General features: G+C 43.8%; 25 protein-coding genes. 21 read left to right on the top strand and 4 right to left on the bottom strand.

The features are described 5' to 3' along the window. Positions 1-468 precede the first annotated feature (468 nt). The 18 genes from AC5JL3_RS32560 to AC5JL3_RS32475 all read left to right on the top strand — a co-directional run bounded on the left by AC5JL3_RS32560 (position 469) and on the right by AC5JL3_RS32475 (position 19,122). Positions 469-675 carry a hypothetical protein gene (locus AC5JL3_RS32560; RefSeq protein ID WP_496078404.1) on the top strand — a complete coding sequence of 69 codons (207 nt, stop codon included), beginning with the start codon at positions 469-471 and terminating at the stop codon, positions 673-675. Further along, positions 662-2,221: a lipopolysaccharide biosynthesis protein gene (locus tag AC5JL3_RS32555; RefSeq protein ID WP_496078403.1), complete on the top strand. Its 1,560-nt coding sequence runs from the start codon at positions 662-664 to the stop codon at positions 2,219-2,221. Before AC5JL3_RS32560 ends, AC5JL3_RS32555 begins: the two co-directional genes overlap by 14 nt. A gap of 79 nt (positions 2,222-2,300) precedes the next feature. Beyond that, positions 2,301-3,032, top strand: a complete 732-nt coding sequence (locus AC5JL3_RS32550) for an FkbM family methyltransferase (RefSeq protein ID WP_496078402.1) — start codon at positions 2,301-2,303, stop codon at positions 3,030-3,032. Beyond that, entirely contained in the window at positions 3,029-4,150 is a 1,122-nt protein-coding gene (locus AC5JL3_RS32545) for a glycosyltransferase (protein ID WP_496078401.1), read from the top strand. Before AC5JL3_RS32550 ends, AC5JL3_RS32545 begins: the two co-directional genes overlap by 4 nt. Positions 4,151-4,176: 26 nt before the next feature. Beyond that, positions 4,177-4,905, top strand: coding sequence for a class I SAM-dependent methyltransferase (locus AC5JL3_RS32540; RefSeq protein WP_496078400.1), 729 nt, complete (start codon positions 4,177-4,179; stop codon positions 4,903-4,905). Positions 4,906-4,925: 20 nt separating this feature from the next. Next, positions 4,926-6,131 carry a glycosyltransferase family 4 protein gene (locus AC5JL3_RS32535; RefSeq protein WP_496078399.1) on the top strand — a complete coding sequence of 402 codons (1,206 nt, stop codon included), beginning with the start codon at positions 4,926-4,928 and terminating at the stop codon, positions 6,129-6,131. Between the two features lie 21 nt (positions 6,132-6,152). Further along, the gene (locus AC5JL3_RS32530; RefSeq protein ID WP_496078398.1) at positions 6,153-6,839 is read left to right on the top strand and encodes a class I SAM-dependent methyltransferase; all 687 of its coding nucleotides are present in this window, start codon (positions 6,153-6,155) and stop codon (positions 6,837-6,839) included. After that, complete coding sequence (locus AC5JL3_RS32525) at positions 6,839-7,693, top strand: FkbM family methyltransferase (protein WP_496078397.1); 855 nt, start codon at positions 6,839-6,841, stop codon at positions 7,691-7,693. Before AC5JL3_RS32530 ends, AC5JL3_RS32525 begins: the two co-directional genes overlap by 1 nt. Continuing rightward, positions 7,687-8,352, top strand: a complete 666-nt coding sequence (locus AC5JL3_RS32520) for a class I SAM-dependent methyltransferase (RefSeq protein WP_496078396.1) — start codon at positions 7,687-7,689, stop codon at positions 8,350-8,352. The genes AC5JL3_RS32525 and AC5JL3_RS32520 overlap by 7 nt, the downstream gene beginning before the upstream one ends. Before the next feature lie 20 nt (positions 8,353-8,372). Beyond that, positions 8,373-9,551, top strand: a complete 1,179-nt coding sequence (locus AC5JL3_RS32515) for a glycosyltransferase (protein WP_496078395.1) — start codon at positions 8,373-8,375, stop codon at positions 9,549-9,551. Continuing rightward, on the top strand, positions 9,527-10,666 hold the full coding sequence (locus AC5JL3_RS32510) for a glycosyltransferase family 4 protein (protein WP_496078394.1): 1,140 nt from the start codon (positions 9,527-9,529) through the stop codon (positions 10,664-10,666). The genes AC5JL3_RS32515 and AC5JL3_RS32510 overlap by 25 nt, the downstream gene beginning before the upstream one ends. A 104-nt stretch (positions 10,667-10,770) precedes the next feature. Further along, positions 10,771-11,970: a hypothetical protein gene (locus AC5JL3_RS32505; protein ID WP_496078393.1), complete on the top strand. Its 1,200-nt coding sequence runs from the start codon at positions 10,771-10,773 to the stop codon at positions 11,968-11,970. Between the two features lie 112 nt (positions 11,971-12,082). After that, positions 12,083-13,186 carry a glycosyltransferase family 4 protein gene (locus AC5JL3_RS32500; protein WP_496078392.1) on the top strand — a complete coding sequence of 368 codons (1,104 nt, stop codon included), beginning with the start codon at positions 12,083-12,085 and terminating at the stop codon, positions 13,184-13,186. A 206-nt stretch (positions 13,187-13,392) separates the two neighbouring features. Next, positions 13,393-14,253: a phosphotransferase gene (locus tag AC5JL3_RS32495; RefSeq protein WP_496078391.1), complete on the top strand. Its 861-nt coding sequence runs from the start codon at positions 13,393-13,395 to the stop codon at positions 14,251-14,253. 18 nt (positions 14,254-14,271) lie between these two features. Beyond that, positions 14,272-15,036, top strand: a complete 765-nt coding sequence (locus AC5JL3_RS32490) for a class I SAM-dependent DNA methyltransferase (protein ID WP_496078390.1) — start codon at positions 14,272-14,274, stop codon at positions 15,034-15,036. A 534-nt stretch (positions 15,037-15,570) separates the two neighbouring features. Beyond that, positions 15,571-16,755 (top strand): glycosyltransferase, encoded by a 1,185-nt coding sequence (locus tag AC5JL3_RS32485; protein ID WP_496078389.1) that lies wholly within the window; start codon positions 15,571-15,573, stop codon positions 16,753-16,755. A gap of 175 nt (positions 16,756-16,930) precedes the next feature. Beyond that, a complete protein-coding gene (locus AC5JL3_RS32480; protein WP_496078388.1) occupies positions 16,931-17,515 on the top strand; it encodes a YdcF family protein in 585 nt (194 codons plus the stop codon). Positions 17,516-17,772: 257 nt separating this feature from the next. Continuing rightward, positions 17,773-19,122: a glycosyltransferase family 4 protein gene (locus AC5JL3_RS32475; RefSeq protein ID WP_496078387.1), complete on the top strand. Its 1,350-nt coding sequence runs from the start codon at positions 17,773-17,775 to the stop codon at positions 19,120-19,122. A 286-nt stretch (positions 19,123-19,408) separates the two neighbouring features. Here the strand turns inward: AC5JL3_RS32475 and nfi are convergent, their stop codons facing one another. Genes nfi through ispD form a run of 3 tightly spaced genes read right to left on the bottom strand, consistent with a single transcriptional unit; the run spans position 19,409 to position 21,653 of the window. Then, complete coding sequence (nfi, locus tag AC5JL3_RS32470; protein ID WP_496078386.1) at positions 19,409-20,074, bottom strand: deoxyribonuclease V; 666 nt, start codon at positions 20,072-20,074, stop codon at positions 19,409-19,411. Positions 20,075-20,127: 53 nt separating this feature from the next. Continuing rightward, positions 20,128-20,931 (bottom strand): SGNH/GDSL hydrolase family protein, encoded by an 804-nt coding sequence (locus AC5JL3_RS32465; protein WP_496078385.1) that lies wholly within the window; start codon positions 20,929-20,931, stop codon positions 20,128-20,130. Between the two features lie 35 nt (positions 20,932-20,966). Further along, entirely contained in the window at positions 20,967-21,653 is a 687-nt protein-coding gene (ispD, locus tag AC5JL3_RS32460; RefSeq protein ID WP_496078384.1) for a 2-C-methyl-D-erythritol 4-phosphate cytidylyltransferase, read from the bottom strand. Between the two features lie 69 nt (positions 21,654-21,722). On the opposite strand from ispD, the gene AC5JL3_RS32455 reads away from it, so the two are divergent. Genes AC5JL3_RS32455 through AC5JL3_RS32445 form a run of 3 tightly spaced genes read left to right on the top strand, consistent with a single transcriptional unit; the run spans position 21,723 to position 23,626 of the window. After that, positions 21,723-22,685 carry a glycosyltransferase family 9 protein gene (locus AC5JL3_RS32455; protein WP_496078383.1) on the top strand — a complete coding sequence of 321 codons (963 nt, stop codon included), beginning with the start codon at positions 21,723-21,725 and terminating at the stop codon, positions 22,683-22,685. Beyond that, positions 22,678-23,280 carry a D-glycero-alpha-D-manno-heptose-1,7-bisphosphate 7-phosphatase gene (locus tag AC5JL3_RS32450; RefSeq protein WP_496078382.1) on the top strand — a complete coding sequence of 201 codons (603 nt, stop codon included), beginning with the start codon at positions 22,678-22,680 and terminating at the stop codon, positions 23,278-23,280. The genes AC5JL3_RS32455 and AC5JL3_RS32450 overlap by 8 nt, the downstream gene beginning before the upstream one ends. Before the next feature lie 31 nt (positions 23,281-23,311). Next, positions 23,312-23,626, top strand: a complete 315-nt coding sequence (locus tag AC5JL3_RS32445) for an N-formylglutamate amidohydrolase (RefSeq protein ID WP_496078381.1) — start codon at positions 23,312-23,314, stop codon at positions 23,624-23,626. Here AC5JL3_RS32445 and AC5JL3_RS32440 read toward each other — a convergent pair. Further along, positions 23,623-24,831 carry a family 10 glycosylhydrolase gene (locus AC5JL3_RS32440; protein ID WP_496078380.1) on the bottom strand — a complete coding sequence of 403 codons (1,209 nt, stop codon included), beginning with the start codon at positions 24,829-24,831 and terminating at the stop codon, positions 23,623-23,625. The two genes, AC5JL3_RS32445 and AC5JL3_RS32440, sit on opposite strands and share 4 nt — an antisense overlap. Positions 24,832-24,834: the final 3 nt, after the last annotated feature.

Genomic DNA, 24,834 nt, shown 5'->3' with positions numbered 1-24,834 from the left:
AGCAAATCTTCTCAATTGACCGTAATACGATTAGCGTGCCTGGGTAGGCTTTATTAGACCTCTTGCAACAATCTTTGAAAGACCCCTCTCCTAACCCTCTCCTTGACAAGGGGAGGGGGCAAAATTTCAAGTCTCCCTTGGGGATTAAGGGGAGTCTATTCGACTTATGCAAGAGGTCTACTTTTGTAGCCGCAGGCTCAGTCTGGTGGAATTACACGTATTCGGCTCAGTTTCTCTCTCTCAAGTGGTTTGTACAACGAGTGATAACCAAATCCACTTTTATAGCTCCCCTTGAGAAGTAGATTACAGATATAGCAAGCTTTTTTGAAGCAGTGATAGTTGCAAGTGCTTAGGAATTCATCCTGATACCGTCAACCGGAGTTGAATAAAGCAAGAGAGTTAGGTAAGCGCGACATTCACGCTAATTAGTTCTTGCAATATACTGCATCACGGTCAGATGACGTAGTTATGGTATTCCCACAAGACAATATTTTCCTAGCCATGTTGTGTGGTGGCAAAAGAACTCTAGTTCGAGAAGAAACTGAATTTCTACTACAGCCAATCATTATGAAATGCGATCGCATCGTCCAAAACCCAAAGCGGAATTTACGCAGCATAGCTAAAAGACTTTCGTATTTTCAGCCCCTTCAGACAGGAGAGTATGTCAGCATCTAGACGAATTACCCTAGCAGTTGCCTTCTCTTGGCTGAGTCGGGCGGTAACAATTCTGGCAAACCTATTTTTGCTCCCCATCTTGTTTCGCTTCATGGGGAAGGAGGCATTGGGACTTTGGTTTTTACTAGGGAATAGTCAAGCGTTTTTGGGTTTGCTGGACATGGGGATTGCACCAACCCTAATGCGGCACATTGCACTGGCGAAGGGGAAAAGTGGTGCTGACCCAGGAGTGGAGTTGACCGAGGAGAGTAAGCAGCAGATTGGGGATTTGGTCGTTACGGGTCGAATCATCCTGCAATGGCTGGCAGTGGCATTGTTTTTTATTGCTTGGGCATCAGGTTATGGCTTGATTGGTCAACTGGAGTTGAAGGACGTATCCCCGCAAACGGTGTTCTGGGCGTGGACGTTGATGTGTCTCGGTTACGCCGTAGGGGTTTGGGTATCTTACCTCGACTGCTGGCTGGCAGGGATTGGGTATGTAGGTTGGAATAGTCTGATTATGACAGTAGTATCATTGCTGACCATCCTGACAAGTCTTGGAGCAGTGCTATTGGGAGGTGGGCTGCTAATGTTGGCTGTCATTTCGGTTGTTAGCGGCTTGAGCCAACGGTTTGCAATTTTGGGATTTATTCGCTGGCGTACACCTGAAGTGCTTTCTCTTCCAGGTAAATGGAATGCTGAATTGGCTAAGGCAATGGTCAAACCATCCCTATACTGTTGGTTGACTTCTCTTGGAATGTTTTTAATTTTGAAAACCGACCAATACTTCATTGCTTTAGTATCTGGCACTCAGGCAATACCCTCATATAATGCTGCTTATCAATTAGTTTCAAACTTAAGAAATATTGCAATTTCATTTACTCTAGCATCTTCTACTTTTTTAAGTCAAATGTGGCAAGCAGGTGAGTTAAACAAAATTAACCGATTAGTCATAAGAAACTGTAATTTGGGTCTAATAATAATGGGTTGTGGCGTGAGTTTTCTTTTAGTTGCAGGCAAAGAAGTAACAGATTTGTGGTTAGGAGAAGATGTTTTTATTGGTTATCAAGTTCTATTGACATTCTGCATCATGTTCACCTTTGAGGTTCAAAACGTTTGTCTCATGTATAGTGCCAGGGCAACTGAAAATGAGGAGTATGCACTTCCATCTTTAGGAGCTGGTGTACTTAATATTATCTTTACCATGATACTAATAAAACCTTTGGGATTGTGGGGGGTCGCAATGGGGACGCTACTCGGTCAGATGTTAACGATTAATTGGTACGCAGTCTACAAGCCTTTATTACGTTTAAAATTATACTTTATAGATTATATAGAGCAGGTTTTATTGGTATGGTTATCATCTCTAATATTCAGCTTATTAACATCGTTAATGATTAAATATTATTTGTTAACAAGTCAGTATAATAACCCTTGGATTATCGTGATAACAACAGCCACAAACTGTGGTCTTATTTTTTGTATAACTCTCTGGTCAATGGTTTTATCAAAAGAACAAAAAGACAAAATTTCCCGGAGAATAAAGCAATTCTTCAGAATGATATAAAAAGCGAATCTGTAGCTCAATTCTTCAGGATATTAGTCAGTAATCTAAGCAACAATTAATTACCCCCTAAACTAAGCTCATGAATCAATTCAATAAAATTTCAGGCTTGATTGCAATTAGAGGTCATCACTTTTACGCTAACTTAATTAATTCTGATTCAATAGTTCTTGATCTGGGTGCCCACTTAGGTCAGTTTTCCTCTGAAGTAAGCGATATTTTCGGTTGTTGCTGCTATGCGGTGGAAGCACTACCTTCTTTGTATAACAAAATTGTTGAAACGTCTCTAGTAAAAAAGTTTAACTATGCAATATCTATCACAGATGAACTCGTAGAATTTTGTATCACTGATAATCCAGAGTTCAATCATATTAATAAAGGGTCTACCTATTCTGTCAAGGAAACCATTAAAATTGAAGGTCTTTCAATCGAAAGTTTTATGAAGCGAAACACTTTGCAAAGTGTAGATTTACTGAAAGTTGACATTGAAGGCGCAGAAATTGATTTATTTAAATCAATGAGTGACACAACCCTATGTAAGATTAAGCAAATCACTATTGAATTTCATGATTTTGTATTTAATTCTAACAGAGAAGTTGAAGCAATTATAAATCGGCTGAAGTTACTTGGTTTTGCTTGTGTCATTTTTTCAAGATCGAACAATGGTGATGTTTTATTTATAAATTTAAAACAATGTCAACTGCCGTTTTTTGATTATATTTATATTCAATTTTTAGCAAGGTATTTTAGGGGATTGTCAAGGATTATTACTAGATTATTGAGTAAAGAAACACTTACCCAAGGTAAAGAATGAAAATCCTATTTTACTTCGGTGGCTTTGCACCAGTAGGAGGAATTGAAACATTCGGAAAAAATCTTCTCAGTCACCTTCAGTCTAGAGATCATAGCTGCACCTTACTATGTTGGGGGCAGATGTCGCCCCTACTTGAATCCATTAAGCAAGCTACGGTTCCAATCCTTCGCAGCCCATGGCGGTGGGGGTGTCGATTTAATTTACCAGATTGGGTACTTTTACTTATAGGTATTCAACAGATTAAACAGGCTGATCTAGTCCTGTTTGGCAAACTTTTTCCCCTCGATATTTTAAAACGACTCCGGTTACAAGCTGGTGAAACTACGCGCTTTGTCTACATTACCCCTTACAAACCCTTGCAGCCAACGATTAGCATAGATAAAAGGTATATTCTAGAAGCGCTTAATCTCTTTGATATGATTTTAGTGCAATCATCTTCATTTATAGATGATTTACACAATATTGGCTACCTAGGCCGAAGTGAAGTTATCCCTTATATTCCACACAATCCTGGCAATCTAAAACCTTTACCTTCACAAGAAAAATTAAAAATCGGCTTTCTTGGAAGGCTGGTTGAAGATAAGAATGTTCCGTTGCTAATAGAATCATTCCGATGCTTTTTGGATATCTATTTAAGGGAATTGAATCGGGAAGGTAAGAAAAATTTTGAGCCAAGCCTACATCTATTTGGTGATGGTCATCTACGCCAGGAACTCGAACAACTTACTCAAAACTTGGGGATCGCTTCCTCCATTATTTTTCATGGCAGTGTTCCCCACAGTCAGGTTGAGGAAGCAATCGCATCCTGTCATCTGTTTGCTTTCACCTCTCGCTGGGAAGGGCAATGCCTCGCTGCACTGGAAATTTTAGCCTGCGGTCGTCCGATTGTTGCTACAGATGCCGGAGCGTTACCGGAAATTTTATCGGATTCACGTCTGGGTAAGCTGGTGCCATCTGCTAATCCAGAAAACTTTGCTAGTTCTCTTACAGATCTAGTGAAGTTAATTCATCAGCACTCTATTTCACCAGAGACAGTCCGAAGTGCCTATCTAGAGCGATATGAACCTACACAAATTGGCGATCGCTATAGAAACTTACTCATTTCTCTGTGCAATTAAATTTTAGCTATTTTGGATGGAAGCTAATGACATTCAGTCGATTCATTAAACTTAAAGGATATGCATCAACCGAGGGATTGGTTGAGGCAAGCAAAGATTTGAAGTACCTACTTCGCCGCAGTTTTTTAGGATTGCCTCGCATTGAAGTTTTAGAACTTTTCGATCTAGAATCCGATGACTTCAATCTCAACATTCCTAATTATTCTCACGGTTCTACTCGAAATGCTTCTCTGACCCTGAGTGAAAAGGTAGTGATAGCGGTTCTCTGCAACCTATTGAAGCCAAAAACTGTCATTGAAATTGGAACGTTTCGAGGAGAAACTAGCGATCTAATGGCTCGGAATCTGGTTGATGCCGATATCTACACGCTCGACCTACCACCAGAGTTTACCAATCACCTTTACCGACCTGATGATGACGATCTAGACGTTCTTAAACTTCGTAATCCCAATTCCTACATTCAGCCTTCATATGCTACGAATAGCCGCATTCATCAAATTTATGGAGATAGTGCCAGCTTTGACTTTACCAATCTTAATAGAACGTTTGATTTAGCATTTGTTGATGGCGCTCACTCCTATGATTACGTCAAAAATGATACTGAAAAACTGTTGCCACTCATGAATAAGGGGGGATGGATAATCTGGGATGACTACTGTTTCAGTTTTCCAGAAATTATTCAATACGCCAACAGGTTACGAAATAAAGGGGCATTTCACATCTACGCGACTCGGTTTGCTGCTCTCAAAGTTTAACTTTCATTAATTGTCTAAAAATGAAGCGTTTCATTGCTATTCAAACTGGTGCGAGGCGCAATTATGCAGTGCCGAGTATTTTAGAGAAAGCTGGGATGTTAGAAGCTTTCTATACAGACCTTTGTGCCAATACTGGATTAGGAGCGCTTCTCGATCACTTTTGCCCTCACCCTCTAAAGCGTGGTGCTTTAAGCCGACTATTAAATCGTCGCGTTCCTTCCCATATCCAGCGAAACGTCCATACATTCGACTGGGTTGCACTTGGCTATTTAATTAGGCAGCAAATAGCTGGAGACGACGCGCTCGCTCAGCACCAGGCTCTTGCAATTTTCAACGAAGAGTTTGCTCGGGCAATGCGTTCTACAGGCTTAGGTCAGGCAACTCACATTTTTTCTATGTTTGGAGAAGGAACTAACTTTTTGGCGTTTGCTAAAAAACAAAATTTGCAAGTTATTACAGAAATTTATATTTCTCCTTTAACGCATAAAATTGTTCAAGCAGAAAGAAAGAGTTTCCCGGATATCGAGCCTATTCTATCTCAAGAGATTATCCAAGCCGATTATGCGTCATTTGATCGGGTCTGTGAGTCAACTGATGTATTTATCGTACCATCAGAGTTTGTGGCGAGGGGGCTAGAAGAGTTTGGTATCGAGCGGAGTAAGTGTTATACAGTACCTTATGTCGTAGGGGATTCTTGGTTGAAACTCAATAATCAACCCACGAAAGGACGCATTTTATTTGTAGGAACGGCAGAACTTAGAAAGGGAATTCATAGTTTGGGAATGGCAGCCGGGAAACTCAGCCACCGCAATTATGAATTCAGGGTAGCTGGCGGCGTTTCTAGTACCATTGGTCACCATCGACTGACTCAAAACTTAAACTTTTTAGGTCGAGTTCCTAGAGCTGATATTCAACACGAGTATGCCGGATCAGACATTTTTGTACTGCCCAGTTTAGCAGAAGGGTCAGCAGAGGTAACCTATGAGGCTCTAGCAGCAGGATTACCCGTCATTACTACTCAGGCAGCAGGATCAGTGGTTCGGGATGGCATTGAAGGATTCATTATCCCAGAGAGAGACTCAGAGGCACTAGCGAATCGAATTGAAGAACTCGTGGAAAATCGAGAATTGCGTGATCGCATGGCTGCTGCTGCTAGAGAACGCGCCAAAGATTATACCTGGGACAAGTATGCAGAGCGATTATTAGGGGTGCTGCAAGCTGTTTAGGTTGACAACTTGAGGAAATCAATGAAAACCGATCCATTTGTTATCAAAAAATATCCAAAGTGGCATCCAATAAGGCTAGCTTTTACAGCAAGAGCAAGACTCATCGAACAGGAAGCTAGATGGAACTTTCCGAAATACGCATTAGCGGAAAAAATTATTCCCAATCTTCCACCTGCTCCTGATGCTGATTACTCGAACACAGCCGTTACACCCGTTCAGATGCAGCATCTTTTATATGCTCTATCGGCAACTGAGCATTTGACAGATACGGTAGTTGTTGAAGTAGGTTCCTATCGCGGTGTGACAACTCAAGTTCTGGCGAGAGCCACCGCCCGTAAGGTGATTGCCGTTGATCCTTATATTGGTTATGGCGGTAGCGATGAAGACTACCGGCTGTTTCAAAGCAACACGGCTGGTTTACTCAATCTCATTCACGAGCGGGTGAGTTCAGGGGAAGCCGTAAGAACGTGGAAGCATGAGCCTGTGAGTCTCGTTTTCATTGATGCTCTACATGATTATGTGAATACCGGGTTTGACATTGAAGCGTGGTCATCACTAATGGTAGATGGCGGTATTTTAGCGATGCATGACACCGATCAAAAAAGCTTCGCAGGAACCAGAAAAGCAGTTTTTGATGCTTGCCATAATGCTAAACAGTTTGCTCATCCAAATAATCTAACGTTAATTTATTTGGAGAAGAGCAATTAATGTATCCCGAACAACTTTTAACTCCCCTCTATCAAAACCTTTTGCGTCTCTTTGCAGGTAGAGGAGAACACACTCTTGCTAAACTCGATGCATTGCTTTTCAGGTTCCAGCGGCAAGTTACCATTTGCCGGAATGAGAATATTTCCGTTGTTCTACCTCCAGATCCGCACTTTTTCAGATACTTAATTAAATCCCACGAGCCACATATTAGTAATGCGATTACAAAGCTACTCAAAAAGGGTGATGTAGTTATTGATGTTGGGGCTAATATTGGTTACATCTCTGCCTATGCAGCAGCAGCAGTAGGAAAGCAGGGACAGGTTTTCTGTTTTGAGCCAGAAACTAAAAATTTTGAGTACCTCAAATTCAATTGTCACCTTATCCAGGAACAGGGATTCAACTGTTCAGCTTATAAGTTAGCGGCTAGTTCAGCGAATGGAAAAGCCATCTTAAATGTGCATCGGTACAGTACCTACCATGCTATAGAAGATGAATTTCATCATCTCGACAAGGTTGAAGGCAATGAAGAAATCGATACAGTAACTCTTGATGAGTGGACAGAATCACAGGGAATAAAGAAAATTTCCTTGCTCAAACTAGATACAGAAGGACACGAAGCCAAGGTTTTAGAAGGAGCAAGAAACTTATTTGAAGCAAAAGCCATTGACTTTGTAATTTTAGAGTGCCGCTCCGAGCAATTAACAAGCTTTATCGATAACTTTTGCCAAGAGTTTAACTTGCATCAGTTAGTGTGGGACGGGCATCGATGGCATAAGGCTACCCTAAAATCCCTCAGCTATAAAACTGAATGCTTGCTCTCCATACAACCGCTTTCACCGACATCACTATGCTGAACACTTCTAAGGAGAATCAACTCCTGTACTCGGCAGCAGAACAAGCACCTGATTTCGATAGTGATCGCGCTGCTTTACTGGGCAAATGGCTACAAAACCTTGCTTCAGTTTCGCGATCGCTAGATATCGGCTGTGCCAGTGGGGGTTTTTCAGCCCTACTGCCTGAACATGTTGAAAAATGGGGGCTTGATTTTGAGCGCCACCCAACCTTACCGAATAATTTTAACTTTCATGCCTGTGATTTTTCTCAGTCGTGGCCTGTCCCGCCAAATTACTTTGATGTTGTCTTAGCGGGAGAAGTAATCGAACATGTCCTAGATACAGACTTATTTTTGCATCGATCTTTTGATGCACTGCGTCATGGAGGTTACCTCCTCTTGACCACACCTAACTTATCCTCTTTCGCCAATTTACGTTACTGGTTGCAAACCGATCAGTTTATGTGGGTTGATTCAGGAGCTAATCAGTTAGGACATGTTCGTTACCTCGCTCCTAAACGGATGGAGAGCGCTCTAAAAAATGCTGGTTTTGACAACATTGTGATGAAATCTGTCTCCGGCTTAGAGAGTCTGGAATTCTTTCCACCGTTACGCCGTCTGACACAACAGCTTTTTCCTCTGAGAGGGAATCGCCTTTGTGTGATGGCTCGTAAACCTTAGTCTTTCAATAAATTGTCTTGATGAAAACGACTAATGCTACATCAGGACGTTGCAAATTAGTTGTTCTAGATGCCAATTTCTACTGGACAGAACAACTCTTTTCTGCTTGTCATGATTTTGCCGATATTCTCCTGTTGTACCCCCTAGATTTCCGTGCCTTCCGCAAACAGTACGGTCGTTACTATATTGAGCTTCAACCCCAGCTTGTATCTGAAGGGATTTGGAACCAGCGAATTTGTTGTCCTCCGGGTTGGCTCTTTCATTACTGGCCTTTAACTCGACGCTTCTTTACTCACCTGATTCGCCAATTTCAGGGTACTAATCCTTTGATTTTTGCATTTAGCTACCCTTACTACTACAGCTTAGTGCGAGAACTAAAAGCGCACTCAATTTATTACAACATTGATGATTATCGCCAGTATTGGCCAGGTCGTGAGTCTCAGACGCCAGCAGTGGAGCAGCAGGCAGTTATCCATGCAGATCTTACTTTGTGTGTGGCTCACCATCGAACTAATTACTTAAGACAGGAATGTTCATCGCAGGCTCATAAAATTGTCCACATTCCTCATGGTTGTTCGCCAGAATTTATGGTTGAGCGTCCACTGACACAATCTAAGTCGCTACCAGCACAACTGCAAACCTACTCTCGTCCAATTGCAGGATATGTTGGTGCCTTAAATTATCGCTTTGACTTTCATTACTTAGCGAGGGTAGCTGAACAAATACCCGATATCACAATCATTCTGGGAGGTTCTATTCCTCAGCCAAGTGAAGATTCTCCGGAATGGTGGCAGGGAGTAGAACAGGTTCGTCGTTTGCCGAACGTTCACTTTATTGGTCGGGTTCCCCATAATCGGCTGGGTGAATACTTGCAATCCTTTGATGTCCTTTTAATGCTGTATTCTTCATGCAATTTTAATCTGAATGCCTGTCCGACAAAACTTTGGGACTACATGGGAACTTCACTGCCCATTGTGGCAAACAATGTAGTGCCAGAGGTGAACTTGTGGCATCATCTGATACTCGTTTCAGAAAATCCAGAAGAGTTTGCCAAAAATATTAGATTCGGGTTGGCAAATTCAAATTGGCGATCGCAAGAGCGATTGGAGGTGGCACAAGCTCATACTTGGAAAATGCAAGCTCACAAACTCTATCATCTGCTGGAGGAAAAAGGATGGATATCCCAACAAAGCAGTTGAGAGTATTACACATTTGCCAAAGAGATGACCCGGCTACAGGCGGTGCTGTCCGTGTAGCTGCTGAGTATGTGAAACACTTACCCAACTATGAGGTAGATGCTCACTGTCTCTTCCTTTATGGTTCTCCAGGTTGTTTCCAAACCGAACTGGGCGAACATCGCACTCATTACTTAAGGATTCAGAATTCACGGGAATTTCTCAAATTTAGGCGCTTACTCCACTTTCTCCACAAGTTTCAGCCCCAGATTATCCATCATCACGATGGCTTACTCTGGTCGCATCTGCTGACCTTCTCTCATCGAGGTGTCGTTAAGATCGCTCATGCTCATCTAGGTGCAGAGAGTGGAGGATTGCTTTCACGCAGCGCTTTAGCAGCTTGGTTACAACGTCAATCCACAGACCTCTTAATTGGCATCACTGAAGATACCCGCAAAAGCCATATTGAGCAGGGAAGATATATCGCCAATCGCACTCAAGTTCTCTACAACGGTGTTGATCGCGATCGCTTCTACCCGCCTACTGATACTGAACGTGCGATCGCACGTCGTCAGTTTGGATTGCCTACTGATATTCCTGTGATTGGATTTGTCGGTCGCCTGCACTGTCAAATGAAAGGAACCGATGATTTTTTAAAAGCGATCGCGCTTTTACCCTCTCATTTCTGGGCTTTAGTCGTTGGTGCTGGTCCGGATGCTGATAATCTCAAGCAGTTAGCGACGACGTTGGGGATTGCTGAACGAGTTGTCTTTACTGGAATAGTAGAAAACCCCACACCTGCGTATCACTCAATGGATGTCTTCTGTCTCACCTCTCATTGGGAACCGTTTGGTCTGGTAGTCGCTGAAGCTATGGCTTGTCGAGTTCCTGTCGTTGGGCTTCCTTGTCAAGGGGGAGTTAATGAGTTGCTTACTCCGGAGACAGGTTGTGTTCTCCCGTATAGAGATTTAGAAGCAATGGCTCAGGCTGTTATTGAGGCGATTAAGTATCCAGAACGCTGGTATCAGCGTCACACCAAAGCTGCCTCAGTGCTGGAACACAACCACAACTGGGAAAAAAACACCTCGCGCTTGGCTCAGCTCTACAAAGAGGTACTCAACAAAGCGACCGATATTTAACGTAAATGGTTGACCTATACCTTTACTTACTAATAGTGATCTGTCTTGGTCTATTAGGTTGGGGTCTGATTCGACCTGAGAGAGTTTACCAATATCCCTTCTTTATGGGTGGTATTTTCGTCTCCTTTATCTTGCCGCAGGCGATCGCGCTAATCAATAAACCTGGCCCAGTCAGTCAAGAGGCACTAGAAAGGGTTTTCTTGATGTCATGCCTTTGTGCTGCCATGTGCTGGTTTGGCTATCAGTTACCGCCAAGTCGGAATTTGATCAAAAAACTCGACCTAGCAATTGACACCAAGAAGCTTTTTCAGGGGGGTATCGTCTTTGTTTTAATTGGCTATGTGTCCTACTTTTTAATAATGCGGCAACCTGAAGCTGCCAGAGAAAATACTCAGTGGACTGGCATTATCACAATTTATGCATTCTTTAGTACGCTTATTTATCCAGGTCTTACGATTCTTCTGTCATCTACTTTGCGGCATCCAACTATCAGCAAATTAATCTTAACCGCTTTTGCAGCCGCACTTCCTCTTCACACTATTATTTTATATGGGCGTCGTGAACCTACTGCTACCTTTATTCTGACCATAGGACTTTCCCTTTATTTCATTCGTAAATTAGTTCCTCCTAGATGGTTAGTTATAAGTTTTGTAGTCATTGCTTTATTTGCAATTCCTTTGACAGGTACTTATCGTGCGATAGCAAAAACGGGAGATTGGAGTCAACTTCAAGAAATCCAACCCTTAGAAACACTTGAGAATTTTGTCAAAAATCAGGAAATATTAGAATTAAAAAATGCCGCGCTCCTCATGGATGCCGCTGTTAGAACAAATCAATATGGTTATGGAATAGAGTATTGGAATTCATTAATATTCCGTTTTGTTCCAGCTCAGTTAGTTGGAGCAAATTTTAAAAAACTCCTGCAAATCGAGTTAGCTAATTATGATTTAGAAACTCTGTATAGATACAAAATGACGACTGGAATAACTATAACGGGAATTGGCGATGCATTTACTCAATTCGACTACATGGGGTGTCTCTTCTTTTTCTGTTTAGCATGGTTTTTTAAAACCTTGTGGTTTTCAGCAAATTACAAAAATAGTATTACGAGCCAAATCTTTTATGTCAGCTTATTCAGTCCATCTATGCTATCTGTTACTCATGGGACTGTAGGATTTATTCCTGACTTTGTATTTAATTTAATTTTTCTATCTTTGGTAATTATATATGCTTCCCGTAAGCCTATGTACAAAGGTTTGAATGTCAGCGTCGATAATATGCTCGAAAAGCAAATCAAGTATTAAAGTGATCCATGTTTTGGATATTAGATTTATACATTGAGTCATGAAAATAGTTATATGTTGGCCAAGTTTTGGACCATATCACCTCGCAAGGCTCCAGGCTTCATTTGATTTTTTGAGTAGTAAAGGTATAGAACTTATTGGTCTAGCAACGGCTAGTAGTAGTGAAACTTATAAGTGGAAAACAGTAAATAAAGATACAGAAATTGAGCTGCGAGTGGCTTTCCCAAATTGTTCTTACTTCAAAATCTTGCCGGGTGAAATGAAACGGGCTATCCATTCTATTCTGGATGAGATTAATCCCAACGCAGTAGTAATCTCAGGCTATAGCCTTAAGGATTCGCAAGCTGCGATGGCTTGGTGCTTGTCGCGCAGACGATTGGCAATCCTGATGTCCGAAAGCAAGGCTGATGATTCTCCACGTCATCCAATCAAGGAGTTGTTTAAGCGATATCTGATCTCGAAGTTTGATGCTGCCATTTGCGGTGGTACACCTCATCTGGGCTATTTGGAGCAGTTGGGGATGCCGTCAGAGCGCATTTTCCAGAAATATGATGTAGTGGACAATAAGTACTTTGAACTAGAGTCAGCTCTACATAGGGCAGATAAAAGCTTATCTATAGGGTTGCCTGGACTCGATGATAGGCGGACTTATTTCTTGGCATCGAGTCGCTTTATTAAAAGAAAGAATCTTCCGCGATTGTTTCAGGCTTATAAGATTTATCGAAATCGCCAACCAGATGGATGGCGTCTAATTGTGATGGGTAGTGGAGAGGAAGAAACCAAGTTGAAGCGAATGATTTCAGAAGAGGCGATTCCTGATGTTGTCTTTCCAGGTTTCCGACAGATTAATGAGCTGCCTGCTTACTATGCCCATGCTGGTGCGTTCGTCCATCCAGCGCTCAATGAGCAGTGGGGATTAGTTGTGAACGAAGCGATGGCCTGTGGTCTCCCTATCTTGAGTGCCGCTTCGGTGGGGTGTGCTTACGACCTTATAAAAGAAGGAGAGAACGGCTTTAAGTTCAACCCAGAAAATGTAACTGAGATGGCACAGGCAATGGAACGGACAGCTTCTAATTCAACAGCTCGTGATGTCATGGGACATCGGTCGAGAGAGATTATTTCTGATTGGACTCCCCAACACTTTGCTAAGAATCTTTGGAAAGCCATTCTAGCGGGACAGAACAGGGGTAACCCTCAAAAGGAAATTTTCACATGAGTACATCTGTGTCATCTCATTACCCTAGTGGCACTGCACTATCAAACGGCTATCGTCTGGTTCGCCTTGCCGAGTGTCCTATTATTGCACTGCCAGCCAATGCTAGACAGATGAAGCTTGCAGGCTTACGATGCTACCAAGCCAGCACCATCAGACGAATAATTTTCAGTTGGGGCATGCGTCTAGCTATAGTAACAGGAGCCGATATGCTGCTGTCTAAGTATGTCGATTCCTCCTTAGAGCGATTACTGCCATTCGACTTTGCCAGTTGGCTCGATTCGATCTGTGAATTCCTCGGCGAACCATTGGCTAAGGCGGTCGTCGTGTGGCCACCACAACGCAATCGCGGGCGGGTATACGTTCACCTACTCGGCCCTGACACCAAGCCCCTTGCGTTTATCAAGCTCTCGCTGAACGCTTATAATGACCAGCTTCTGCTCGCCGAAGCCAATGCGCTGGTCGAGCTTGAAGCGATTGGGTTACACAAGTTCCGCATACCATCCGTCCTACAAGTAGGGAGCTTTGAGAATCATTCATATCTGATTTTCCAACCTCTACCAGTTGATGCAAAACCCGTCAATGCCTCATGGGACACCTTCCCATACCAGTGCATAAGAGAATATGCCGGACCCGATCAGCTTTTGTATGGTGAGCAATTGAGGGAACTCGTCTGGTGGCAAAGATTCTGGGAAGTTACACAAGCAGAGTCGGCGTTCGCTCAGGAGGTTCGACATCTTCAGGAGCTTCCACTGCGGGTTTGTCGCGTTCATGGGGATCTTACAGGCGCAAACATAGCCTGGGTAGACGGTCAACTCTGGATATTCGATTGGGAGGAGAGCTGTACTCAGGCACCGCACATGACAGATGAGATTGCTTTTTTCTTCGGACTTAATCAGCGCCAGTTCCTTTCCAATCCGCTTTTGGGGCTGCGTGCATTGACCGCACGATATCTGTCTCAATCAAGCCAGGAGCATCGCTGGAATGTTGTGATGGCGTTGGCATTTCTTCATGGTGCCAAGATGAGCGTGGCTACCGCTTTGGTAAGCCACTGGGATAAGTTGGAATAATTTTTAGGAGAAAAACCAATGGATAAAACGTATCGCGAACAATTCGTGTGCCAATCAGATGCTCTCACCTATGAGACGCAATACGCGCCGATGTCTGCCTGGGAATTGTTGTGGCAGGTCGAGAAAATGTATCTAACACAAATCGTCGAAAACCTTCGGCAATCCTCTGCAAAAATCGACTATCTCGACTTTGCTTGTGGTACTGGCCGCATCATCACCTTTCTAGAAGATAAGGTCGATACTGCTACAGGCATCGAGATTTCACCGGAAATGATGGCTTTAGCAAAGCAGAAGTTGAGGCGGGGAACGCTGCTGTGCAAAGACATCACCGCGCCTAGTGCTGAGGTTGAGGGTGCATACGACCTGATAACAACCTTCCGCTTCATTCTCAATGCTGAACCAAGCCTGCGCGTGACCGCGTTTAAAGCACTTGCGGTCCGCCTGAAAGACGAGTCCAGCCTGCTGGTGTTCAACAATCATGGAAACCCTTGGAGCTACAAGGGCTTGCTCTGGCCATACCATCAAGTTTGTCAGGCAATCTTCGGCGATAGGCGAGAAGGCAACTACATGACTAATCAGCAAGTTCGGGCATTGCTCGACGAGGCTGGTATGGAGGTTGTACAGGTTATTGGAATGGGGTTTATTAGCCCAAAAATTATGCAGTTACTACCCTATGCGCTATGCGAAAAAATTGAACGACTACTCGCAGGTAAGCCAGTTATTCAGGCTTTCGGAGTTAATCAGTTATTCGTCGCTCGGCTGAAGCGTTCCAAAAGCTTCTAGGGATGACCGAAGGGTTGAATATGGTTTTTGTGAAAACACTCTATGAAGATTCTGGTAGTTGTCCCCTATTTGGGGTCTATTTACGGTGGAACTTCCAAAGTCGTCATAGATCTAGCCAAAAGTTTAGCTAATCTTGGCGTTACGGTGGATCTAATCACAACAATGCTAATGGGTCTGATAATTTAGACGTTCCTCTCAATGTCTGGATTACTGACAAAATTTACTAGGTGCATTATTTTCTTGCGCTCATCGAAATGACTTCATTTTGAAAAGGACAATATTGGAGCATAAATGATATTCTTATAAACTTTTTAACTTTTAGACTTACTTTTAAAACTAACACTATGTAAATCATACTTTAATACTCCAAATCATGGCTTTATTACTTTAATTATTCTCTTTTTAAATTAAATTATTAAGACGTTAATTACTTGTACCTTTAAAAGCAAAGTAAGAGATAGTCCGGATAAACTCAACTTCAGTGGTAGGGAGTAATATCTCTATACAAAAGTGAGGTTAACCCTGAATATTTTAATGGTCACCCCTTATATGGGGTCAATTTACGGCGGAACTTCTAAGGTTGTTAGAGAATTATCTCAAGGTTTTAATAATCTTGGTATTACCGTTGATATCATCACCACAAATGCTAATGGCTCAGGAAAGTTAGACGTTCCTCTTAATTTTTGGATTCAAGAAAAATATTACCGAGTGCAGTACTTCCCTTGCTGGCATCGGTATGATTTCATTTTCAGTCCATCTCTAATTAGCTGGCTGTTTAAGCATGTATCTGATTACGACTTGATTCATACCAATACAGTTTTCGCACCGCTTGTTTTCCTCACTCACTGGATATGCAACTTACACAAAGTGCCTTATATAATAACTCCACACGGCATGTTAGAGCCTTGGGCACTATCCTATAAGTCTTGGAAGAAACAATTCTACTATGCTCTGTTCGAGAAATCGGCTCTCCAACAGTCTAGTGCTATCCATGTTTTGGCGAATTCTGAAGCCGATAATTTAAAGTCTCTAGGCTTTCAGCATACGATTGTTATTCCTAATGGTATTCACCGCCAAGAATTTGATAATTTACCCGAACCAGAGCTTTTCTACCAACAATTTCCAGCTACTAGAAACAAAACTATAATTCTGTTTCTCGGTCGTATTGACCCTAAAAAAGGGCTGGATTTACTCGCTCCTGCCTTTGCCAAAGTTCATCAGAAATTTCCTCACACCCATTTAGTTGTCGCAGGACCAGATAGTATCGGCTTTCTTCCTACGGCTCAGCATTACTTTGCACAAGAAGGTGTCCTAGAGTCTGTGACCTTCACCGGTATGCTCAAAGGGGCTTTTAAACATGCTGCTCTTGCCGCTGCAAGTTTATACGTTTCCCCTTCCTATTCGGAAGGCTTTAGTATGTCTGTACTAGAAGGTTTGGCTTCTGGAGTACCCTGTGTGATTACCACGGGTTGCAATTTTCCTGAAGCAGCAGCAGCTAAAGCCGCACATGTTGTCAAGATCGATGCTGATGCGATCGCCGATGCCTTAATCGAATGTTTGAGTAATCCCCAACAAGCCAAAACAATGGGCGATCGCGCCAGACAGTTCATTTTCGAGAACTACACTTGGGAACAATCCGCCAAACGGCTGATGCAAGTTTATAAAGCTATTATTGGTGGGCAATCTATTCCTGAAGCACTTATGAGTTCTGTCAGTTAGCCCAGCAAGCAGATAACTCCTGCGAAAAGGAATAAAGCTGTTGTCCTCTAAGAAACTCAGTCGTTAAACACAATCCATCTGCGGTAAGTTCTGCTATATCCAGTTCTTGAGTTATTGCGGGATCGCAAGCGCTGAAGTTCAGCTAACACGTCAGCTAACATAGCAGTAAAAAACTATGCTGATGAAGACTTTCCGTCGCAACCGCTGGGGATACCGTTTTTTCGGTATAGCAAGCTGTACCCTAATCCTGCTGCTGTTGAGCATCATTCCTCTTCAACTGGCGATCGCATCCTACCAAGCTCCCCACCCTGAAGCCATCCTCACGCTCGGTGGCGGCATTGATCGAGAAAAGTTTACCGCCCAATTTGCTCAAACTCATCCATCTCTAGAAATCTGGGTTTCTACTGGCACAAAACCTGTAAAAGCGCGTACCATTTTTCGCAATGCTGGCATTCCAGACACACGAGTACATCTCGATCGCCGTGCCATTGATACCGTAACTAACTTTACTTCACTAGTCGCTGACTTCAAAAGTCAGGATATTCAGCACATCTACCTAATTACCTCAGACTTTCATATGCCAAGAGCAAAAGCGATCGCAACTGTTGTTTTAGGCAGTTGGGGCATCGCCTTCACTCCTATTTCCATCCCCTCCAATTACCCACCTGAATCCTGGCTGCGTATCCTCCGTGATACTGGTCGCGCCCTCTTCTGGGTCATTACAGGACACACTGGAGCTAGTCTTAAGCCTGAACGCTAATCTGTGCATTACATAGCTTCTCTATTTCAACAGGAACGCAACTTAAAAACACGCTAATACTTCATATACAACCAAATTAATTCATAAAAACTTTATGTAGTTGTGAAATAAGTGTCCTATTACTAGATAATTTAAAAGTATTAAATTATGGCTTGACAAAAATAAACTTTTAAGTTTCTAACCTATTCCTGATTCTTAGCAGAACCTCTGTAAAGCTGTATAGGAAAACACAGAAAAGTTACTAACAGAGGTAAGAAATGTTCTGGCTGTTCAAAATTCAACTCCCAAACTTCAGCCAAAAAAGTTTTAGATTCATAGGAGAAAAGAGTAGCAGTCAGGCAACAACAAACCTCCCCAAAAAACTATCCATCATTACTCAGTTTTATCCCCCTGACTATGCTGCAACAGGTCAATTAATTGAGGAACTAGCCACTCAACTTGCAGCCTTAGGAATGCAGATTCATATCTTTACAGGGCAACCTGGATATGCGTTTCAAGAAACGGCTGCCCCAGCAAAGGAGACTTCAGAAGGAATTTCAATTCAGCGATCGCGTACTTCCCGAATTTGGTCTCGACGGATACGTGGCAGAGCTTTAAATGGCTTATTTTTTTGCCTACGGGCGGCACTGCATTTACTCAAAAGCGCCAGTCGCGGTGAGGTTCTGCTGCTCACAACCGAGCCTCCCTACTTACTGATTGTGGGATACCTCGCCCACTTATGCTTCCGCGTTCCCTATGTTTGTCTCCTCTACGATCTCTACCCCGATATCGCCGTACAGTTAAATGTCGTCCCCGCGCATCACTGGATTGTGCGTTTCTGGAATTGGCTCAATCTCTTGATTTGGAAAAACGCTTCTAAGGTGATTGTCCTCAGCTCAACGATGAAAGAGAACCTCACCAGCAAATGCCCAGAGCTTGAAGAAAAAATTGTCGTAATCCACAGTTGGGCTGACCCCAATTGGGTCAAACCCATGGATAAGCAGGATAATTGGTTTGCCCATAAATTTAACCTGGTAGACAAATTCACCGTCCTCTATTCAGGCAACATGGGTCGCTGTCATGATATGGACACAATCCTAGCCGCCGCTGAACAACTAAAAGATGAACCCATTCAGTTTGTTTTCATTGGTAATGGTGCAAAGCGTCAAGCTTGTATCGACAAAGTTAATAGCTTGAAGCTAGAGAACTGCCATTTTTTACCCTATCAAAAGAAGTCACTCCTTCCCTACTCTCTCACCGCTTGTGACTTATCCTTAGTCAGCGTTAGTAATGGAATGGAAGGATTGGTCGCTCCTAGCAAACTCTACGGCATTTTGGCATCTGGGCGCCCAGTTGCAGTAATCTGTAACACAAATTCCTATTTACGTCAGTTAGTGACTGAAGCCAAGTGTGGTGAAGCCTTTGATAATGGCGACGGAGTAGGTTTAGCCGCATTTATTCGTCGCTTGGCTACCAACTCTCAAGTAGCCCAGACTCTAGGTAATGCCGGACGTCACTACCTTTCAGCAAACTTCACCCCTAAAATTATTGCTAAGCAATATCTAGAAACTTTGTATTCTACAAGAGTTGATAACTCTTCCACTATGCCTTCTCCATCTAATTTGTGAGAAGTCACACTAGGGCGTGTTTTCTTACCTTCCCTGTTAAATCAGATCCCCCCCAGCCCCCCTTAACAAGGGGGGAGAATTCACTCAAAGTCCCCCTTGTTAAGGGGGATTTAGGGGGATCTTCCATTTGTAGTATTCTTTTTTCTATTTGGTATTGTTTGTGCCAAGCTGGTCTAGGGGGATCGAATATCTGTAGCAAACATTGAGGTAATTGATATAACCCACCAGCAAAAACTCTCCCCTACTTCCCTTGTCAGAACTGCTAGGAAACTTTCACTGCGAACGTCTACTTTCTGTTTGACGCCAGCTTGTCTGCCCAACGGGTTGTTTCTGGTAAGCGATACTTAGTAGTGCATCGCAGCACATAATCAATCGCTGTCGGTAAACTGATGCGATGACCTGGGGAGACATAAAGAGGCTTGACACCAGTACGCGATCGCAAAACTGCCCCAACAACTTCTCCTCGATAGCGCAGTGGTTGCCAACTCCCTTTCTCCACTGGCACCTCGTCATGCTTACCCACAAGTAGAGACTTCGCCGCACCAATCGTTGGAATGTCTATCAATACTCCCAGATGGCAAGCAATCCCTAAGCGGCGAGGATGAGCAATACCCTGACCATCACAGACGATTAGGTCAGGTGTTATGCTGACCATTTCCAGAGCATCGAGTATAGCCGGAATTTCTCGAAACGAGAGGAATCCGGGAATGTAAGGAAAAGTAGTTGGGCGTTTGGCGATCGCTTTTTCCTGTAGCTGCAAGTCAGGAAAACTTAACACAGCCACCGCTGCCCGTGAAATCGCACCATCTTCCTCAAAACCCAGATCAACACCCGCAACATACTGCACATCTCCCAACTGGTCTTCAGTAATCACCTGAGAACGCAGTTGGTTTTGGATTGCGATCGCTTCCTCAACGTTTAAGGGCCATTCGTGACGTTGGTGAATTTTCATCTGTTTGTTAGTAGTCAGTTGCTGAGGCGAGGAATCATGCATCTCAAAGTAGTTCACGGAGATGGAAGCACCGTTTTGAGAGCAGCAAACCAACGATTGGCAATCTTCTTCTCACCAGATTCATTGGGATGACAACCATCGTGAGTGTCCTTACCCATCGCTGGATTGAAACCGCTGAACTGATTCACCGCAATGACAGGTGACTCCTGGGTGTTAGTTTCCTGTGCCAGATTCACGATCAGCCTGTTAAGCTGCCGAACTTGCGCTTCTTCCCCACAAGGGATAGTTTCGGCGATTAGCATCTTTAAGCGTGGATTAACCTTACGCAGTGTTTGAATCAGTTGTCGAAGCTCCTCGATTGTACTCTCCAGGCTTTGCCCTTGAACAATATCGTTAGACCCAAGATGAATCAGTACAATGTCTGGTTGGCTGGTGCGAACCCAGGCATCAATTTGCTTTAATATCTCATCTACCCGCCAACCCCAGTGTCCCTCGTGATCTTGGTCAAAGTCTGACAGAGGAGCAGAACCCTGAAAATGCTCTCGGTTTGACCCAACAAAATCAACGTTGTAACCAGCTTGACGCAACTGTATCCAGAGCGGACGGCGATAGCTGTTATGATTGCTGTCCGCTTGCGTAATTGAATCACCAATTGGCATGATGCGGGTTAGATTTTGAGATTGCGCGGCTTGTGGTGTCCGAGTGGGAGCACACCCGATACTCAAGAGCATTCCGGCAAAACAAGTTGGCAGGATGAATCTGCGAATGAAGAGGTTCAAGTTCGACTTGAGCCATATCATAGTGAGATCACGACGAGTCTGTAGCTTAATCGTACTCTGGACAGGATTTAGTACCATTTGCGACGGGTTGACAGGGTAGATTTTCAAAGTAGTTACAAGCCGAGGCGTTGGCGGAGGATGAATTCTGCGATCGCTAAATCCACGGGTGTCGTTACCTTGAGATTCGTCTCCTCTCCCTCCACAATTCGCACAGGTAGCCCACATCGTTCAAACAACGCGGCATCATCCGTAACTTCCCAACCCCCGTTACGTCCTTGCTCATGACACTGCTTTAATTGTTTCACCTCAAACCCCTGCGGAGTTTGGGCTGCCCATAACTGCCTTCGGTCAGGTGTATCTTGTATAATTCCTGCCTCATTCACCACTTTAATTGTGTCCTTTACAGGCACAGCAGCAATTAAACCCGGACAATCTAAAAGGACAGTGGCACATCGGTCAAATAGCTGAGGTGTCGCTAAACATCTTGCCCCATCGTGAATTAACACTCGTTCGGCTGTGGCTGGCAAGGCTTGCAAGCCGTTATAGACTGATTCTTGGCGTGTTTCCCCACCCACAATTAGCTCCACTGGCTTGGTTAGCGATACGTCAGCAAGAATCTTTTTAAAATCTGGATAGTCTGTAGGTTGTCCGATAATGCCAATCCAGTTAATAGTTTTGGCTGTCTCAGCGGCTTGAAGAGTCCACGTAAGTAGGGGTTTACCTAATAGTGTAAGGAGAAGCTTATTGCGATCGCTTCCCATTCGTCGCCCCATTCCTGCCGCTGGAATTAATAAATGCACAATATTCCTCTGTTTAGCTAGTATATGTTCCCTTAAAATTAAGCTGATAAATACGCTCAATCAATTGAGATGCGAATACTAGCCCTTGTCCCCGGTGGAATTGGCGACCAAATTCTGTTCTTTCCTACCCTCGATGACCTAAAACGGTACTACCCCGAATCCGACATCGATGTCATTGTGGAACCGCGAGCTAAAGGGGCGTATCGGGTTTCAGGCTCTGTTAATGAAGTTCTGACGTTTGATTTTAAAGACCGCAACGGCCCTGCGGACTTTGGTAACTTGCTGGGGATCATCCGCGATCGCGAATACGATGCGGCACTAACCCTAGGACGCCGCAGGTCAACCGGACTGTTGCTCTGGATGAGTGGCATTCCTACCCGTATTGGCTACAGTGCCAATGCTGGGAAGTGGTTTTTTACCAGCACGGTGCCGCTAAAAACTCAGCAATATGCCGCCTGTATGTACCATGACCTCATCCGAGGTTTTGGACTCGACTCCCCCTGCCCAGAACTATCCCTCTCGCTTCCTAAGTCAGACATTGACTGGGCAGAGGGGGAACAGAAACGTTTAGGTTTTACAGAAACGGGTTACATTCTCATTCATGGCGGTTCGAGCCAACTCGCTCAGTCGAAAGGCATCGACAAGATTTACCCAGTGCAGCAATGGCAACGAATCATTGACGACATTCAACAAAAACAACCAGAACTACCCATCGTGCTGCTTAAAGGTCCCGAAGATGCCAAATTGATTGCCGCCATGATGCAATCCCGCTCCGATTTGAAAGTTACCTCACCAGCAGATATTGGTAAATTGGCAGCAATGATTGCTGGGGCGAATTTGATGCTGTGTACAGATAGTGCGCCTATGCATCTAGCCGTTGCTGTTGGAACTTACACAATTGCCCTATTTGGTCCAACAGATGCGAAAAAACTCCTCCCAGAAAGTGATAAATGTGTTGCCGTGCAATCCCCAACCGGAGCGATCAAAGATATCAAACCCGAAGCTGTCTTAGAGCAAATTTGGCGTGGCTAAACCAGCAGTATTCCTTGATCGAGATGGTGTCCTGAACATTGAAGCAGGTTATCTGTACCGAGTTGAGGACTTACAGTTAATTCCCGGTGCTGCCCAGGCTGTGCGGCAACTGAATGAGCGGCAGGTGTTTTGTACGCTGGTCTCCAATCAATCGGGACCAGCGAGAGGGTATTATGCCGTTGAGCATGTCGATGCCCTCCACCACCGCCTTTGCCAACTCCTAAAAGTGGAAGCGGACGCTCACTTAGACGCGCTCTACTACTGTCCCTACCTGAGTCCCCAGGCAGGAGGTACTAACCCAGACTTTACGCGCTGGAGTACCTGGCGCAAGCCCAACACTGGGATGCTCGTTGCTGCGGCTTGGGAGCATGATTTGGACTTAAGCCGGAGTTTTATGGTTGGGGATAAGGCGACTGATGTCGATATGGCGCACAATGCTGGTTGTACCGGAATCCTAGTGCAAACTGGTTTTGGTGAAGATGTACTCAGTGGCAAGTACCAGCACCATACTCGTCCGGATTATATTGCCGCTGACTTACCAGCCGCTGTGGAATGGATTTGTCAACAAATGGAAACACAACAAGCTTTCGCCTAGAGCTGCAAAGGAGGAGTATTGAGGATTATTAGTGTTAGTTGTTGAAACACAAGTGATACAACCCAGTTGGATTTTGAGGGAGGGGAATAGCCCTCTTGTTGCTGTAGCACTTCATGATGGTCATGATATCCGAGCGGAAGTGGCTCCACTCCTAGCTGTGAGTGAAAGCGATCGCACTCGTGAAGAAGACCCCTTTACGGCAATGTGGACAACGGTTGTTGATACGCAGATTGTTGTTAAGCGATCGCGTTTTGAGTTTGACCTCAATCGACCGAGAGAGCAAGCTGTCTACCTGAGTCTCGAAGATTCTTGGGGTCTATCCGTTTGGCGCGACTTCTTGCACTAGTTACTCATTGGAGTAAACTTTTGGATCGAAGCAGCAGTCTCTTCGGGTTTTCCCGATGTGGGAAACACTAAAATACTCTTGATTTTGGGATTATTAACCAGTTCTTTTAAGCGATACAATTGCTGTTCTGAAATGGCTACTCCTGCATAGTTTTCGGCATAACCTAGCTCTTGGTTAAAGTTAGCATCGTTATAAATTTGGATGAAAACTCGATCAGCATCCCAATTTTGCCAATCCGCCGCAAAATAACGTTTACCCCAATAAGGATTATGATGGCAAAGGTCGAAACTTACCCTTGGATTAGCTTTCTTTATATCAGCTCTCATTTGCCGCACAAAATTAGTCAAATGGGTCGTGCGAGCAACTTTGCCGGGTAAATCAGCATGATAACCTAAGTAATCATCCCACTGAACCGCATCGATAGTTGGATACTTTTTGACGAACTCTACTGAGATTTTTTTGAATAAATTAGCAACCTCTGGGTTCTCCACATCCAGTACATAATGCTCAATGCCAGCGTAGGTTTTATCGACCCCAGGCACAAGCCATCGTTTAGAAATTGCTTCGTCAAAGATTGGGCTATTTTTATCGATTTTAATCCCCTTCTCGAAATAGGCGTGAACTTGCATTCCCTGCTTGTGCGCCTCATCAATCAACCAATCTAACCATTGTTCTTGGAATTGGTTGGGACAGCTTTTGTATCCAAATGTTTGCTGCATAACATCACTGTTATACATCGTGCAACCATTGCCCCACACTCCATGAATAATTGTATTTATTCCTTGACGGCGATAATAACGAACTCGTTCGCGAATCATTTGTTGGCTAGCATTATTAGTTGCTTGATACCGACTTAAATAAATTCCCCTGATTTCCTTTTTCTCCCAAGGAGTTTGAGGTGATGGTGATTTCTTCGGGGTTACGGCTAATGATGGAACTTGTGGTTTGGTTGTTGGTGTCCCAGTTGGAATAACTGGTGACAGGGGAGAATTGGCAACAGGTACACGCGGTGTCGGCACCGGAGTCAAATTGGGAGTGGTTGGTTGTTGATTATTTGGTAAAAATTGGCTGATACCTAAATTACCTAGATTACCTAGATTATCTAGATGCCTAAAGCCCCAATAACCAACACCTAACAAAACTAGGACTAATGAAAGTGGAATACTCGCACATCCACATCCCTTGTTTTCTTTTTTAGGTGGCATGGC

This window comes from Symplocastrum torsivum, assembly GCF_059505465.1.
Note: the sequence above shows the minus strand (reverse complement) of the source record. Positions and strands in the feature narration are given on the sequence as shown.

Excerpts from the sequence above, each read along its gene's own strand:
- AC5JL3_RS32525 (WP_496078397.1), top strand. The coding sequence starts at position 6,839 with ATGTATCCCGAACAACTTTTAACTCCCCTCTATCAAAACCTTTTGCGT.
- AC5JL3_RS32465 (WP_496078385.1), bottom strand. The coding sequence starts at position 20,931 with ATGGTACTAAATCCTGTCCAGAGTACGATTAAGCTACAGACTCGTCGT.
- AC5JL3_RS32540 (WP_496078400.1), top strand. The coding sequence starts at position 4,177 with ATGACATTCAGTCGATTCATTAAACTTAAAGGATATGCATCAACCGAG.
- AC5JL3_RS32555 (WP_496078403.1), top strand. The coding sequence starts at position 662 with ATGTCAGCATCTAGACGAATTACCCTAGCAGTTGCCTTCTCTTGGCTG.
- AC5JL3_RS32510 (WP_496078394.1), top strand. The coding sequence starts at position 9,527 with ATGGATATCCCAACAAAGCAGTTGAGAGTATTACACATTTGCCAAAGA.
- AC5JL3_RS32480 (WP_496078388.1), top strand. The coding sequence starts at position 16,931 with ATGCTGATGAAGACTTTCCGTCGCAACCGCTGGGGATACCGTTTTTTC.
- AC5JL3_RS32505 (WP_496078393.1), top strand. The coding sequence starts at position 10,771 with ATGGGTGGTATTTTCGTCTCCTTTATCTTGCCGCAGGCGATCGCGCTA.
- AC5JL3_RS32520 (WP_496078396.1), top strand. The coding sequence starts at position 7,687 with ATGCTGAACACTTCTAAGGAGAATCAACTCCTGTACTCGGCAGCAGAA.
- AC5JL3_RS32485 (WP_496078389.1), top strand. The coding sequence starts at position 15,571 with ATGGTCACCCCTTATATGGGGTCAATTTACGGCGGAACTTCTAAGGTT.
- AC5JL3_RS32545 (WP_496078401.1), top strand. The coding sequence starts at position 3,029 with ATGAAAATCCTATTTTACTTCGGTGGCTTTGCACCAGTAGGAGGAATT.
- AC5JL3_RS32535 (WP_496078399.1), top strand. The coding sequence starts at position 4,926 with ATGAAGCGTTTCATTGCTATTCAAACTGGTGCGAGGCGCAATTATGCA.
- AC5JL3_RS32440 (WP_496078380.1), bottom strand. The coding sequence starts at position 24,831 with ATGCCACCTAAAAAAGAAAACAAGGGATGTGGATGTGCGAGTATTCCA.
- AC5JL3_RS32455 (WP_496078383.1), top strand. The coding sequence starts at position 21,723 with ATGCGAATACTAGCCCTTGTCCCCGGTGGAATTGGCGACCAAATTCTG.
- nfi (WP_496078386.1), bottom strand. The coding sequence starts at position 20,074 with ATGAAAATTCACCAACGTCACGAATGGCCCTTAAACGTTGAGGAAGCG.
- AC5JL3_RS32550 (WP_496078402.1), top strand. The coding sequence starts at position 2,301 with ATGAATCAATTCAATAAAATTTCAGGCTTGATTGCAATTAGAGGTCAT.
- AC5JL3_RS32515 (WP_496078395.1), top strand. The coding sequence starts at position 8,373 with ATGAAAACGACTAATGCTACATCAGGACGTTGCAAATTAGTTGTTCTA.
- AC5JL3_RS32560 (WP_496078404.1), top strand. The coding sequence starts at position 469 with ATGGTATTCCCACAAGACAATATTTTCCTAGCCATGTTGTGTGGTGGC.
- AC5JL3_RS32490 (WP_496078390.1), top strand. The coding sequence starts at position 14,272 with ATGGATAAAACGTATCGCGAACAATTCGTGTGCCAATCAGATGCTCTC.
- AC5JL3_RS32495 (WP_496078391.1), top strand. The coding sequence starts at position 13,393 with ATGCTGCTGTCTAAGTATGTCGATTCCTCCTTAGAGCGATTACTGCCA.
- AC5JL3_RS32530 (WP_496078398.1), top strand. The coding sequence starts at position 6,153 with ATGAAAACCGATCCATTTGTTATCAAAAAATATCCAAAGTGGCATCCA.
- AC5JL3_RS32475 (WP_496078387.1), top strand. The coding sequence starts at position 17,773 with ATGTTCTGGCTGTTCAAAATTCAACTCCCAAACTTCAGCCAAAAAAGT.